Here is a 13,294-nt window from a genome sequence, read left to right on the forward strand (position 1 = left end):
ATATGAGCAATCTTGAATTAATTGGCAGATATCGCAACCGACTGGTAACCGCAAAGCTGGATTCATTGCAACGGAATACCGGCAGCACCTGCGTAATTAAAAAATCACCCACGGGGAAAATCATTTCAGTTCAATTGACCACTGAAGTACTAACCCGGGCGCTGGAGCAATACGAACTAGTAGCGATCGAGGGGTTGGGGAAAGCAACGGCAAGTGGCCGCATCCTGGAACTCTATCAATCCTGCTTAAAGAAAATGGGCGGTATGTCCTCTGTGGGGCATGCATTCATGGATGACCTGATAGAAGAGTCGATCTGCGCATCTGACAAGCCAGCCACCAGCGCGGTGAAATCATGACGCTATCAGGTAACCGCATTCCGCTTCGTATCTACATCGGGGCCACTCAGATTTTAAACCGGTACCGCCGTGGAGCTGTTCGCCCTCGCCGCACGTATCAACATGGCTATCTGTCTTTACGCATTACCCACCGCTGGCGGTTGTTATCGAAAGACGGCGGGCAGCACTGGGAGGCCATGAGCCACCAGCGATACAACAAAGAATTGGGGGTTTAAGTGATGGGAATAAGCAAAGCAAAAAACCAGGAGCGCATTGATGTTGGATCGCTACTGACGATTACAGACCACCTTGAGGCATTGAATGTTGCTAACGCCACTCTGGACAGAATTGAGTCACAACTAACTAAAGCCAGTGATAAGGCCAGTGACTGGTATATCCGAGCCACTACCGCACATAAAACGTGGCATTGGATCAGGACTCAGATTTGCGGGCAGCTATCTGTTTTAAGGCAGAAGGAAAAAGAAAGGAATATCAATCTGCATATTTCGAAAGACCACTTTTTGATTCAAGCATTACGGCAACGAGTAACAGCGGAAGAATTTGAACAGTGCGTTCTGATTGCTAATGAAAAGGCCACTTCGGTGCATAGCGGGTTTATTCAGGATAATGAGGACTAACAAAATGAGTCAGTTAATTAGCACCAATAGCAATAATCCAATGATGGGAAGCCGTGAAATAGCGGTGGTAGTCCTTAAAGAACACAAAGAAGTCTGTCGTGATATTCGCGTCATGCTTGTGCAGCTTTACGGGGGCGAAGAGAAGGACTACATCCGTAGCGCAAATCTGCTCAACCTTACGAATCAAGGGGTTAGTTGCGTTCATTACGATATGACTAATCCTAATGCATGGGAATACTTTCTTGACTTTGAACACTCGCAATGCCTTGCGACTGGCTATGACGCCCTCCGTCGTATGTCGATGGTTAAACAATGGCGAGCTATGAAGGAAGAACTGGAGCAACCACGCATCGCAGTACAGCCAGCACCCCAGGAAAACAGCATGAACAATGACATTCTTTCCCTGGCTCGCGTTGTGGCAGAAGCAACCGCATCGGCAACAATGAAAGCGGTAATTGATATTGTTGGCATTCAGAAGTACCAACCCGTAGTTGAACCAGTTGTAGCTATCGCGCCACCAGCACCAGAAGCCTTGCAGGTCAGCCACCACACGCCAGATAGCGGACAATCTGAATATGCCCTTGTGTCTGATCTGTCGTGGGCTTGTGGGTTATCAGATGATGCCTGCCGCCGATTGACTACGTTCTCGAAGTTACCGACACGACTGACCAATGGTGAGCGAGGCCATTTGCAGATCCACCGTGAGTCATTTATGGCGGCGGCTCAAACCTTGCTTGATGAGTCCACGCCGCCCACCGGCAAACTTAAACGATGGCAGCATCCAGTGTTTGGCGGCTTCACCTTGCGCCTGAAATCTGGAAATAACGATGGGGAGAAGGCGCAATGAATATCAGCTATATCGATCATGGCGTAACTGCATCACTGACACTTACTAGCTGGTTGCCTTATGTTCGCCAGCATAACCGCTGCGTGGATGCTGTTTTGCTGCGTATCGGCAGTGTTCAGACAAAAAATAAAGGCTTCATTCGTCGCACAACCGTTATTACCGGACGTACGCCGCTGATCATGCATGCCTATAAGGTGGTTCTGGCTGAGGTGAAACGGTAATGACAAAAATCCAACAAAAACGACTTTGTGATTATGAACAATTTGTTTTGAACTTAATTTGCGAAGCCTATATGTATCACCAGATTGCAAAACATCGCCGACCCGTATATCGCCATAAGTACGGGGACTTTGCCATAGACCGCACCTCGTTACGCGGTTTTATTGGTACATACCTTGAAGGTAATGAGACGTCAGCGGAGCGGCGAATAAAGCGCTACCACGCCATTTTAGACTGGAAGGAGATGGAAAAAACACCAAGAGGCTATTTCATTAATTGGGGAACAATTGCCACCCTAAAGCCTCGCGGTATTCAGTGGATTAACGCTTGCCTTAATCGGTTCGGTGAAATGATTCAGGATATGGGGCCGGAAGCGGTGGCCAGTGAGCTGGGGGAGAACATGCAATGGTAGAAAGCAACGTGTTTGAACTGGCTAGCATCATTAAATCGGCCTGCGGCGACCCTAGTGATATGACCGATGCTATCTGGAAAGCAGGTTATCGCAAACCAGAACGTACATCCGAAGAGCTGGTAGTGCTGACCATTGATTCTATCTCTGCATATGTTGGCCTGGATTTGCCCTATGAGTGTTGGCCTAAGAATTTAAATGAAGTTTTAGAAGGGGAGCTGAACGAATTGTTCGGTGAGGTACTTCACGATGATGAGAAAGCCCACCCAGGCAAACCTAATTTCGCTTATATCGCTAAGTCTATTCTGGCAGCTGGCTATCGCAAGGGGGCCACTAATGGGTAAGAAAGCCGATATCCATGATGACTGGTACGGGTGTTGTGATATCGCAATACCTTCACTTGGCGGTGCCAAATGAAATTTAAATGTACAGGCAAGTGGAACGGTGCACCATTCGAGCGGGTTACTGAGGCAGAAGACGAAGCTGATTGCTACGGGCATTGGCACTGGTGGGCGGCAATGGCTGAAGCCATTATTACTGATTTTGTTATGGAGGTATCTGATGTCTAGCACCGATATGATTGAAGAGAAAGAAGTGATGGCTAAGCTCAGGATCTCTTCTCGCATGACAATCTGGAAGTACACAAAGATTTATAATTTTCCTCTACCAGTGAGGACGCACCCAAAGCAATACTTACTGGCAGAGGTCGAGCAATGGATACTCAACGGCGGGGTTAACCAGCGAGCTTCTTAATATGCCAAAATATCTTCTCGGCATACAGTTCATAAGCTTCGCGCTGTTCTTCAATCCAGTCATGCTTGTTATAAACAGCCATGATGCCGCCTAGTTCGTGGCCCAGCATTTTTTCAATTACATGCGGGGCCACCCCTTCTTCAGACAATCTAGTTGCGAGGGTTCGGCGGAAATCATGCGCTGTCCATACCCCTGCATTAACAACGTTCCTAATCCTGCCAATATAACGATTAGCAGCAGCTATCGTCATTGGAGCATTAAGCTTTTGCCCTGGGAATAGTACGTTTCCGTAAGTCAGTTTTGCCTTTTCAAAGAGAGGGAGTACCTGGCTGAAGATTGGCCGACGAATTATTTTATTCGTTTTGGATTTTTCGGCCGGAACAATCCAAAGCTTGTCTTCTTCGTTAAAATCACTAAGTTCTGACAGCCTTAATTCTCCATTCCTTGCGCCCCACAACATGAGCATCTGATGAAGCAGCTTATTAGATGTTGACGCCCTGCTACGTTCGATAGCCAGCCATATGCGAGCCAATTCATTGTAAGTAAGAACCTTGTCCCCTACCGCTGGTTTCTCACCTATATCTCGAGGGCTGATTTTCATAAGGCTACAGCCATCAATAAATTGACGCCTGATACACCAATTAATCGCTGACCGAAGTTGTACTAAAAGATGACGAGCGCGGCGCTGGTTTATTTTTTCTTCTTCAGTAAATAAATCCATCCAGTTTCTAACTGTTATTTCATCAATAGGCACACCAGGGAAAGCGTTAGACATGTTCTTTATGACGGTACATCTATAAAGCTGCTGCGTCTTATCCCTTAAGGAGACGCTCACGTATGTCTCTTCCCAGTATGTAAGGCAGTCTTTAACTGTTGGGCTTTTTATGTTTTTGTTTTGACTGGTGAGCAATCGTGGATCTAATCCTCGAGCTAAGTTCTCACGGAAGTCAGCAACTTTGTTTCTTGCGTCTTTTAACGTTACAGCCGGGTATCGCCCCAAACCAATACGGTGTTGCTTACCTTCCCATCGAAAGCGATACTGAAAAGTTATTACGCCCTTTGGTGATACCCTTATCCCAAGCCCATCCAAATCCGTTACTTCTGGTGCTCCTGAATATGGTTTACCATACAGAGCGCGTAATTTTGTATCACTGATAGCCATTTTATTTTTTGTACTCAACATTAATAGTGATTTTGTACTAACTTGGTACTCAATATCACATGGACTATCTTAAACATCAATATACAAACACATACATTGAATTACGCACAAATACATAAGTCACATTAACCCATTGAAATTAATGTACAAACTTGGCAAACAAAGAGCATATAAATACAGTGAAAGACAAGCCAATACAAAAGACGTTTTACATTCACGATTACGAGACTTTTGGTCAGCGTCCGGCATTGGACCGGCCGGCCCAGTTTGCCGGGGTGCGCACCGATTTGGATTTCAACATTATCGAAGAGCCATTGGTCATTTACTGTGCTCCCGCCGATGACTATCTGCCACAGCCAGAGGCTGTGATGATAACCGGTATCACGCCACAGCATGCCTTAGCCAATGGCGTGAATGAGGCAGAATTTGCCCGCCAAATCCATCAGGCTTTCAATGTGCCGGGCACTTGTATCCTCGGTTACAACAATATTCGTTTTGATGATGAAGTTAGTCGCAATATTTTCTACCGCAATTTTTACGATCCCTATGCCTATAGCTGGCAAGGAGGGAATTCCCGCTGGGATCTGTTAGATGTGATGCGGGCGTGTTACGCCCTGCGCCCAGAAGGTATTGTCTGGCCGGAAAATGAAGATGGCCTGCCGAGTTTCAAGCTTGAGCATCTGACCAAAGCCAATGGTGTTGAGCATTTGCATGCCCATGATGCGATGTCAGATGTGCATGCCACCATTGCGATGGCGAAATTGGTCAAACAGGCGCAACCCCGCCTATTCGACTATTTATATCAACACCGCAGTAAGCATAAAATAAACGCACTGATTGATATCGCGGAGATGACGCCGTTGGTTCATGTCTCCGGCATGTTTGGCGCGGCACGAGGCAATACCAGTTGGGTTGCGCCGCTGGCATGGCATCCTGAGAATAAAAATGCGGTGATTATGTGTGACCTGGCCGGTGATATGTCGCCATTGCTGGCGTTGGATAGCGATACACTGCGCGAGCGTCTATATACCCGCCGCGACAAACTCAATGCACAAGATGCAGCGGTGCCACTGAAACTGGTGCACATCAATAAATGCCCGGTACTGGCTCCCGCTAAAACTTTATTACCGGAAAATGCTGATCGTTTGGGCATTGATCGCCAACGTTGCCTGCAAAATTTGCAATTATTGCGGCAAAATCCGCAAGTACGTGAAAAAGTGGTGGCACTGTTCGCCGAAGCCGAACCTTTTGCGGTATCCGATGATGTCGATGCACAACTGTATAATGGCTTCTTCAGCGATGCCGACCGCGCCACCATGAAGATCATTTTACAAACTGAACCGCAAAACCTGCCCGCACTGGATTTGACCTTTCAAGATCCACGGCTGGAAGCGCTATTTTTCCGCTTTCGCGCCCGTAATTACCCCAATACGCTGACTGACAGTGAGCAACAGCGTTGGCTGGAACATCGCCGCGAAGCCCTCAATCCTGAAAGAGTGCAGGACTACGTGCTGCAACTGGAACAATTCTATAACCAGTATGAAGATGATAAAGAGAAGCTGGCACTGCTGAAAGCACTGTTTGAGTATGCCAGAGGCTTAGTGAGCTAGGGCTGTGGCAGCAAATTATCCAATAAAAAACAGAGCCATCAGGCTCCGTTTTAGTCAGCAATTGCGCAATATTAAATGCGATTACTGTGCCAGTTCGCCATTAAACTGAGGCAGAGCCTGACGGAAAGCACGGGTTTTCCAGACCATATAAGCCAGGCCAATCGCGCCCCACACCAGTCCCAGTGTCATTGAACTGCTTTCCAGATTCATCCACAGCACCCCCACCGTTCCTGCACCAATCATTGGCAGAATCAGGTAGCTGAAATGATCCTTAAACGTTTTGTTACGGCGTTCACGGATATAGAACTGTGAAATCACTGACAGGTTCACGAAGGTAAAGGCCACCAGCGCACCGAAGTTAATCAATGCGGTCGCCGTCACCAGATCAAAGGAAATAGCAGACAATGCCACGCCACCAACCAACAGTACGTTGATTGCCGGAGTCCGCCATTTCGGGTGTACGTAACCAAATATTTTTTCTGGGAATACCCCATCGCGGCCCATCACATACAGCAGACGCGAAACGCCAGCATGTGCCGCCATCCCTGATGCCAATACCGTGACACAGGAGAAGCACAAGATAACTGACTGGAAGAATTTGCCAGCAACAAACAGCATAATTTCCGGCTGTGACGCATCAGGATCAGTGAAGCGCGAAATATCCGGGAAATAGAGCTGTAAGAAATAAGACACCACAATAAAGATCACGCCGCCAATCAATGCCGTCAAGAAAATCGCTTTCGGGATCACTTTACCGGCATTGGGGGTTTCTTCAGACAATGAACTGATGCCGTCGAAACCCAGGAATGAGAAGCACAGTATCGTGGCCCCAGTTATCATCGGCACCAAATGGGCATTTTCAGAATAGAACGGGCGTGGGCTTACCAATGTGCCCGCACCTTCGCCCTGATAAACACCATGAATCAATAGCCCCATAAAGACCACCATGATAGCCACCTGAACCACAACAATAACCGAGTTCAAGTTTGCCACCACGTTGATGCCACGCAGGTTAAACAGCGTCATCAGGCTGACCAGCGCGCCAACAAAAATCCACGATGGCACACCAGGGAAAATCGCTTCGAGGTAAATTTTTGCCAACAGAATATTAATCATCGGCATGAACAGATAGTCCAGCAGTGATGACCAACCCACCATAAAGCCAACATTCGGACTAATGGATTTCTGGGCGTAAGTATACGCCGACCCCGCAGACGGGAAGCGTTTAACCAGTTTGCCATAGCTGATTGCCGTGAACAGCACCGCAATCAACGCAATGGCGTAAGAGGTCGCGACATGACCATCGGTCAAACCGGAAACAATGCCAAAAGTATCGAAAATGGTCATCGGCTGTAAATAAGCCAGACCCATCATCACCACTTGGACCAGTGTCAGTGTTTTTCTGAGTTGGACGCGGTTGTTGGTACCCGTTTGGTTAGTACCGACTGCAACAGTAGCGTTATGCGTCATGATTCAGCCTCCCCATACCTTTAACCCGATTCGCAAGTGTAGCGCACAGGTTAGAGGTGACGGGGAAACTTCGTATCTGCCTGGGATACGTAAGTGGGGAAATAAGAGCGGAGTAACGGGTATTTGCCATACCTGCTGCGCCATAATCGCTGCATGTGCAGCGCATACCGGTGGGCACCGGTGCCAGTGTGAATAATTGCCCCATCTTTCTTTCCTCATAACGGCGATTTCAGTATGTGAATAATCGCTCGCGGACCTGTTTATCTATCCGGATCGTTGTCCGGCCTCTTGATTTGTGAAAACATGAATGCAAAAAAATAACCGACGCGTTTAAACGTCGGTTATTGCATGGCGCGTATTCTGCCCTAAGTTGAGAGCAAAAAACAAGATGTTAAAGCACTTGAAACAATATTCTTATGACAGTTTGATCTAAACGGCTATTCCCGCGTGCTATCAGCGCTGAGCGGCCATTTCTACTCGCTCAATTGCCGCCCACAGTTTGTCTGAATTCAATGCAATAGGCAGATAATGAATTGATTCACTCGGCTTCAGAATTCGACCAATCACCCGCTCAATAGCATCGCGATCATTAATATCAACATCCAGCGCCGCTAAATGGGTTGGCAAACCCAACTTTTTAAACGCCACAATCAATGACTGTAATGCCTCATCCTGCTCCAGCAGGGCTGTCTGGACCAAAATCCCATAGGCCACTTTGGTGCCATGCAGAAAATGTTCGGTTTGGGGCAACAGAGTCAGGCCATTGTGCACTGCATGTGCCGCCGCCACCCGGGTATTACGCTCCCCCAACCCACCGACCATGCCGCCCCCGGCAATAATCGCATCCACCACATCCAGAAAGTCCTGTGTCAGTTCAGCTTGCTTAACCGCCCGTAACGCGGCTTCACTTTGCTTTAGCAGCACATTACGAATATCCAACGCAGCCTGTAATCCGAGGCGAACGGTGAGAGATAAAGTTTCCGGCTGTGGGCTAAGTACCACGGCTTCGTACCATTTTGCCAAGGTATCGCCAATACCTGCCAGCAGATATTCCACCGGTGCTTGCAAAATGATGCGCGGTTCAACTAAGACTAAGTGATTAGCATCTTTGAAAATTTCAAAATTCAGTGCCTGCCCGGCGTCGCTATACCAGACGGAGAGTGGCGTCCAGGCGGCGCAGGTTGCGGCGATAGTCGGGATAGCGACCAGTGGCAACCCCAGCTTACGTGCCACCACTTTCGCGGTATCCAATACTGCCCCACCGCCGATACCGATCACCACCTGGCGATCACTGCCCGCTGTTTTCACCAAATCCGCAACAGTAGACTCACTGCAATGGGTTGAAAACGCAGCACGCACCGCTTGCGGCCCGTGGAACGCGGCGGGCAAGTAATCACTGGCTGCCGCCAAAGCACGCTCACCAAAGATCCACAGTGCCTTATCCAGGGCCGCCGGAGGGTAGAACTCACTCAGTTTGTCGATAGCACCCGGAAAAGAAAAATAGTTGGCCGGACCTACCTGTACCCGGATTGCATTCGTGCTCATCGCGCGTTCCTTTTAAATTACGTTCTTATCGCTGTTTTTCTCATCTTAAGGGGTAAGCTAGCAATGTTTAATAATTTTTTGATATACCTTAACTACTTTAGTTTGTTGCGAATAATAGAAACTGTGTTAAAAAAGAAAGCTATCAGCAGCATTATTGACTGCCTGTTTCTCCGGTTGATTGACCTGAGAAAAATCGTAAGCCTATTTCTGAATAGCAAAAAGGGGTAGGTCGCCAAAATACTTTATAGGGCAGTCACAGAAATTTATGTCCAGCATCAGTTCCTCCCGCCTTGAGATGCGCAATATCTCTATTTCGTTTTCTGGATTCCATGCACTACAACAAGTTGATTTTACACTAGAAGGTGGTTCCACCCATGCACTGGTCGGTGCTAATGGTGCAGGAAAATCAACCTTGATGGCTATTCTTTCCGGCGCTCACAGTCACTATCGTGGTGAGATCTATATTGATGGCCAACAGGTAGATATTCATTCCCCCCGACAAGCTAAGCAACAGGGTATCCATGTGGTTCAGCAAGAGGTTGATGTCGCGCTGATCCCCACCCTGTCTGTGGCGGAAAATATTATGCTGGATACGCTGGCGGAGCAGGGACATCTGTTTAACTGGCCGCAGCTTTACCGTCAGGCAGAAGCGCTACTCGGGCAACTTGATGTTAAATTAAATGTGCGCCAACGTCTGGAATCCTGCACGCTGGCAGAGAAACAACAGGTGTTATTAGCCCGCGCCCTTTCCCACCAATGCCGTTTCCTGATTTTAGATGAACCTACCGCACCACTGGATCAAGAAGAGAGCGCGCGCTTGTTCCGCGTAGTCCGCCGTTTGCAATCGGAAGGCATGGCAATCGTTTTCATTTCACATCGCATCCATGAATTACGCGAAATTTGCGATCAATTAACGGTGTTACGTGATGGGCGGCGTGTCAGCCATGATGCCATGGGTGAGCTAAGCGGCGAGCAGATTGTGGAAAAAATGCTTGGCCATACGCTGGATGATATTTTCCCCCCTCGACGAGCGGCGGTCAGCCGTAAAACACTGCTGGCAGTACGTGGTTTACATGATCAACACAAATTGCGCGATATTTCCCTGACACTGCATGAAGGCGAAATTCTGGGTATTGCTGGGTTAGCCGGTGCGGGGAAAACCGAACTGTGCAAAGCGTTGTTTGGCGCAACACCCAGCCGTGTCGACAGTGGCGAATTACAAGGGAAAGACTGGAAACCACGCTCGCCCGACCAATCTGTCGCACAAGGATTGGCATTGGTACCGGAAGAGCGGCGCAAAGAAGGTATTTTTATCCACGAAGGGATTGCGATGAATCTCAGTGTGGCGGCCGATGACAGTTTTTCCCGCTGGAGTATTTTTAGCCGCCGTCAGGAGCTAAATTGGGCCAAAGAGTTAATTCAGCGTCTTGGGATACGTACCTCTTCACCACAACAGAAACTCGCGCGCCTATCGGGAGGCAATCAGCAGAAAGTGGCGATCGGCAAGTGGTTGCGCGGTGATGCGCAGGTACTGATTTTTGATGAACCGACTAAAGGTGTCGACATCAAAGCCAAGCAAGACCTGTTCACTCTGATTGACGCTTTAGCCCAGAGTGGGAAAGGCATTATTTATGCATCCGGTGAATTCTCAGAATTGGTCGGTTTATGCTCTCGCATCTGTGTGTTGTGGGATGGGCGTATTGTCGCCGAACTGAACGCCGCCGATGTTGATGAAGAGACATTATTACTACTCTCTACTGGAGGAACCCCTCAGTGAACAAAGAAATCCCCCTAGCCGACGCACAACCATGGCGTCATCAGCTCTTTGATTTTCTCTACAAATGGGGGATGTTACTCACCGTTGTGGCGCTAATCGCGTTATTTGGCTTGGCATCGGATAACTTCCTCGATCCAAACAATATTATCAATATTTTGCGCTCTATCGCCATCGTGACGGTGATTGCCATTGGAGTGTCAATTTCGCTGTCGATTGGTGGTTTTGATCTGTCGGTGGGTTCCACCGCTTCGTTGGCCAATGCCATCGTGGTATCGCTATTTGTCTGGTACGGTTTTGGTACCACTGGCGCCATTATTTTAACGCTACTGATTTGTACCTTGGTCGGCCTGTTTAACGCGTTTCTGATCGTGGTACTGAAGATCCCTGACATGCTGGCCACCCTTGCCAGTCTATTTGTGATTCAGGGCGTGGCGATGACCTACAGTTATGGCGGGTCTATCACGCAAAATATGTTGCTACCCAGCGGCGATATGGCGGAAGGCGTCATTCCTGAGATGTTTTCAGCGCTGGGCCAAGTGCCGGTAATTGTGCTGATTATGCTGGCGGTGACAATTGTAGTGCAGTTGTATCTGTCGCTAACCAAGCATGGCCGGCGCATGTATGCAATTGGGGGCAATCCAGAAGCGGCTCGATTAGCGGGTATCCGTACCGTGCGTTATCGGGTGCTGGCCTATGTGCTCTCTTCCCTGTTAGCGACACTGGGTGGCATTCTGCTGGCATCACGTATCGGCTCGTCGCAGGTGAACGCCGGGGGGGGCTACCTAATGGATGCCGTGGCAGCAGCGTATATCGGTTTCTCTTTGGCCGGTTCTGGCAAGCCTAATGCTTTTGGCACCTTAATTGGCGCGGTGATCCTGGGTGTATTACAAAACGGCCTGGTGATGCTGTCAGTACCTTATTATGCCATGGATATCATCAAAGGGCTGGTATTGGCAATGGCGCTGGCGCTGACCTATATCCATCAAAAGCGGTGATAGGGCGAGTGAAAGGGTGAGCCGCGCCTAGGGGCCCTCTTATATTTGATGTTTATTTCGAATGTTTTATCGACTCATACATTCAAGGCGTAGCGAACTAAGTCAGACTGAGTGCGTACAGCGCGCAGTACCCGGAGCATACACGCAGTATGTGGGGAGTACGAGCACTGCACAATCTCAGTATGACAACGCGCAGTAGCCGATAAGATAATTAATTCAAAGGCATTCGATTTGGGTCTGGATATTGATACTCAAACCCCAGCTCGCTACAAATTTTGCTGCCATCAATCTCACGTGGTGCTTCCTCAATATCCTCGGCAGCAAACTCCGGTGGCGTCAATTGTAATGCTCGCGCGCACTCAGGATAGAAATCACGCTTGGCGGGATGGTGTGGTGCACACAAATTATAAATATGGCCGCCCCTTGGCAGCTTAAGCAACAACTCGATGGCTGAAATAACATCTTCCTGATGCACCAGATTAACCCCCAATGAGCCGCCTTTCACACCGCATTTCCCTGCCAGAAAACGGCCAGGATGGCGATCGGTGCCCACTAGCCCGGCAAGGCGCAAGATATCCACCGAGGTATTGGGTAACTTATGCAACCAAAGCTCTAGCTCCATCAGCGTTTTACCGGCAGTGGTCACCGGTTGTAGCGGTGAACTCTCTTTGATTCGGCCACGGGTTTCGCCATACACCGAGGTAGAACTGGTAAAAATAATGCGCGGCATACCGAAAGCCAATGCGCTATCGACCACCATCTGTACCGCCTGAAGATATTGTTCCCCACGTTCGGCGGTGCGGCTGGCAGGTAAGGTAATGACCAAAGCATCAGCGGTCATCAGTTGCTCCAGATCGTCTGGAGAGCAAATCAGTTCTGGTGTCAGTTGCAATTGAAAACAATCAACTCCGCTCATTCTGGCGGCATCGACACCATCTGACGTAGTCTTACTGCCAACCACTTGTATTCCACGACGGATTAATGATTGCGCCAATGGCATCCCCAGCCAGCCCAACCCAATAATGGCTACTTTCTTCATTTCAATTGCTCTCCACGGATTCATACCGATAACCTATACCCTAAATAATTCGAGTTGCAGGAAGGCGGCTAATACACATGCAGCTTGAAGTATGACGGGTGTATACCGATAACACACGTAATACGCATAAGTTACGCCAACTACTGTTACCTAACAATTACTCTCTATTATGGGCCTCTTTCTATAAATCGGTGTAATGACGCTGGGTAAATATTTCATGCTTATACTGACATAAAACAAAGTGATAATGACTAAGTAGAAAACCATTACTGGTTGATAAGCCGCACCCTTCCAGGGTGAAATAAATGCATCAGGCGAAAAAAAGGTTGCGCGCTACCGAGCAGATGGTTTAGGTTGATTGACAGAAGTTATGCCACGTATGGCTATATGTATCCATCAAGGCTATTTTGATTTGCTCAAAACCGCCCAAACAGAGAAATTATTATGAACTGCGTTCAATTTAATCACCATCATCACCATCATCCTGACTAGTCT

The 13,294-nt window shown here is 48.4% G+C and carries 16 protein-coding genes; 11 read left to right on the plus strand and 5 right to left on the minus strand.

All coding sequences use genetic code 11. The features are described 5' to 3' along the window. Positions 1-2 precede the first annotated feature (2 nt). From A6J66_008730 to A6J66_008765, 8 genes are all read left to right on the plus strand, one after another. On the plus strand, positions 3-356 hold the full coding sequence (locus tag A6J66_008730; GenBank protein PNM24267.1) for a hypothetical protein: 354 nt from the start codon (positions 3-5) through the stop codon (positions 354-356). After that, a complete protein-coding gene (locus A6J66_008735; protein PNM24268.1) occupies positions 353-571 on the plus strand; it encodes a hypothetical protein in 219 nt (72 codons plus the stop codon). The genes A6J66_008730 and A6J66_008735 overlap by 4 nt, the downstream gene beginning before the upstream one ends. Continuing rightward, on the plus strand, positions 572-973 hold the full coding sequence (locus tag A6J66_008740; GenBank protein ID PNM24269.1) for a hypothetical protein: 402 nt from the start codon (positions 572-574) through the stop codon (positions 971-973). Beyond that, positions 921-1,820 carry a hypothetical protein gene (locus A6J66_008745; GenBank protein ID PNM24270.1) on the plus strand — a complete coding sequence of 300 codons (900 nt, stop codon included), beginning with the start codon at positions 921-923 and terminating at the stop codon, positions 1,818-1,820. The genes A6J66_008740 and A6J66_008745 overlap by 53 nt, the downstream gene beginning before the upstream one ends. Next, a complete protein-coding gene (locus tag A6J66_008750) occupies positions 1,817-2,041 on the plus strand; it encodes a hypothetical protein (GenBank protein PNM24271.1) in 225 nt (74 codons plus the stop codon). The genes A6J66_008745 and A6J66_008750 overlap by 4 nt, the downstream gene beginning before the upstream one ends. After that, entirely contained in the window at positions 2,041-2,451 is a 411-nt protein-coding gene (locus A6J66_008755) for a hypothetical protein (GenBank protein ID PNM24272.1), read from the plus strand. Before A6J66_008750 ends, A6J66_008755 begins: the two co-directional genes overlap by 1 nt. Next, positions 2,445-2,792 carry a hypothetical protein gene (locus tag A6J66_008760; GenBank protein PNM24273.1) on the plus strand — a complete coding sequence of 116 codons (348 nt, stop codon included), beginning with the start codon at positions 2,445-2,447 and terminating at the stop codon, positions 2,790-2,792. The genes A6J66_008755 and A6J66_008760 overlap by 7 nt, the downstream gene beginning before the upstream one ends. A 217-nt stretch (positions 2,793-3,009) precedes the next feature. Further along, a complete protein-coding gene (locus A6J66_008765) occupies positions 3,010-3,201 on the plus strand; it encodes an AlpA family transcriptional regulator (GenBank protein PNM24274.1) in 192 nt (63 codons plus the stop codon). On the opposite strand, the gene A6J66_008770 is transcribed toward A6J66_008765, so the two are convergent. Continuing rightward, positions 3,182-4,363 (minus strand): DUF4102 domain-containing protein, encoded by a 1,182-nt coding sequence (locus A6J66_008770; protein ID PNM26951.1) that lies wholly within the window; start codon positions 4,361-4,363, stop codon positions 3,182-3,184. The genes A6J66_008765 and A6J66_008770 overlap by 20 nt on opposite strands. Positions 4,364-4,542: 179 nt before the next feature. Here A6J66_008770 and A6J66_008775 point away from each other — a divergent pair, with 179 nt between their 5' ends. Beyond that, positions 4,543-5,973, plus strand: a complete 1,431-nt coding sequence (locus A6J66_008775) for an exodeoxyribonuclease I (GenBank protein PNM24275.1) — start codon at positions 4,543-4,545, stop codon at positions 5,971-5,973. Between the two features lie 81 nt (positions 5,974-6,054). On the opposite strand, the gene A6J66_008780 is transcribed toward A6J66_008775, so the two are convergent. From A6J66_008780 to A6J66_008790, 3 genes are all read right to left on the minus strand, one after another. Next, positions 6,055-7,443, minus strand: a complete 1,389-nt coding sequence (locus A6J66_008780) for an APC family permease (protein ID PNM24276.1) — start codon at positions 7,441-7,443, stop codon at positions 6,055-6,057. Continuing rightward, the gene (locus A6J66_008785; protein ID PNM24277.1) at positions 7,433-7,648 is read right to left on the minus strand and encodes a hypothetical protein; all 216 of its coding nucleotides are present in this window, start codon (positions 7,646-7,648) and stop codon (positions 7,433-7,435) included. The genes A6J66_008780 and A6J66_008785 overlap by 11 nt, the downstream gene beginning before the upstream one ends. Before the next feature lie 248 nt (positions 7,649-7,896). After that, entirely contained in the window at positions 7,897-8,988 is a 1,092-nt protein-coding gene (locus A6J66_008790) for an oxidoreductase (protein ID PNM24278.1), read from the minus strand. A gap of 265 nt (positions 8,989-9,253) precedes the next feature. Between A6J66_008790 and A6J66_008795 the strand changes: the two genes are divergently transcribed. Together A6J66_008795 and A6J66_008800 are read left to right on the plus strand one after the other, a co-directional pair. Continuing rightward, positions 9,254-10,765, plus strand: a complete 1,512-nt coding sequence (locus A6J66_008795; GenBank protein ID PNM24279.1) for a sugar ABC transporter ATP-binding protein — start codon at positions 9,254-9,256, stop codon at positions 10,763-10,765. Continuing rightward, positions 10,762-11,760, plus strand: coding sequence for a sugar ABC transporter permease (locus A6J66_008800; protein PNM24280.1), 999 nt, complete (start codon positions 10,762-10,764; stop codon positions 11,758-11,760). The genes A6J66_008795 and A6J66_008800 overlap by 4 nt, the downstream gene beginning before the upstream one ends. Before the next feature lie 211 nt (positions 11,761-11,971). Here the strand turns inward: A6J66_008800 and A6J66_008805 are convergent, their stop codons facing one another. Then, positions 11,972-12,799: an SDR family NAD(P)-dependent oxidoreductase gene (locus tag A6J66_008805; GenBank protein PNM24281.1), complete on the minus strand. Its 828-nt coding sequence runs from the start codon at positions 12,797-12,799 to the stop codon at positions 11,972-11,974. Positions 12,800-13,294: the final 495 nt, after the last annotated feature.

Origin of the sequence: Yersinia enterocolitica (assembly GCA_002082245.2) — a bacterium.
Lineage (GTDB): Bacteria > Pseudomonadota > Gammaproteobacteria > Enterobacterales > Enterobacteriaceae > Yersinia > Yersinia enterocolitica_E.

Excerpts from the sequence above, each read along its gene's own strand:
- A6J66_008730 (PNM24267.1), top strand. The coding sequence starts at position 3 with ATGAGCAATCTTGAATTAATTGGCAGATATCGCAACCGACTGGTAACC.
- A6J66_008735 (PNM24268.1), top strand. The coding sequence starts at position 353 with ATGACGCTATCAGGTAACCGCATTCCGCTTCGTATCTACATCGGGGCC.
- A6J66_008745 (PNM24270.1), top strand. The coding sequence starts at position 921 with ATGAAAAGGCCACTTCGGTGCATAGCGGGTTTATTCAGGATAATGAGG.
- A6J66_008750 (PNM24271.1), top strand. The coding sequence starts at position 1,817 with ATGAATATCAGCTATATCGATCATGGCGTAACTGCATCACTGACACTT.
- A6J66_008755 (PNM24272.1), top strand. The coding sequence starts at position 2,041 with ATGACAAAAATCCAACAAAAACGACTTTGTGATTATGAACAATTTGTT.
- A6J66_008760 (PNM24273.1), top strand. The coding sequence starts at position 2,445 with ATGGTAGAAAGCAACGTGTTTGAACTGGCTAGCATCATTAAATCGGCC.
- A6J66_008765 (PNM24274.1), top strand. The coding sequence starts at position 3,010 with ATGTCTAGCACCGATATGATTGAAGAGAAAGAAGTGATGGCTAAGCTC.
- A6J66_008770 (PNM26951.1), bottom strand. The coding sequence starts at position 4,363 with ATGGCTATCAGTGATACAAAATTACGCGCTCTGTATGGTAAACCATAT.
- A6J66_008780 (PNM24276.1), bottom strand. The coding sequence starts at position 7,443 with ATGACGCATAACGCTACTGTTGCAGTCGGTACTAACCAAACGGGTACC.
- A6J66_008785 (PNM24277.1), bottom strand. The coding sequence starts at position 7,648 with ATGGGGCAATTATTCACACTGGCACCGGTGCCCACCGGTATGCGCTGC.
- A6J66_008790 (PNM24278.1), bottom strand. The coding sequence starts at position 8,988 with ATGAGCACGAATGCAATCCGGGTACAGGTAGGTCCGGCCAACTATTTT.
- A6J66_008795 (PNM24279.1), top strand. The coding sequence starts at position 9,254 with ATGTCCAGCATCAGTTCCTCCCGCCTTGAGATGCGCAATATCTCTATT.
- A6J66_008805 (PNM24281.1), bottom strand. The coding sequence starts at position 12,799 with ATGAAGAAAGTAGCCATTATTGGGTTGGGCTGGCTGGGGATGCCATTG.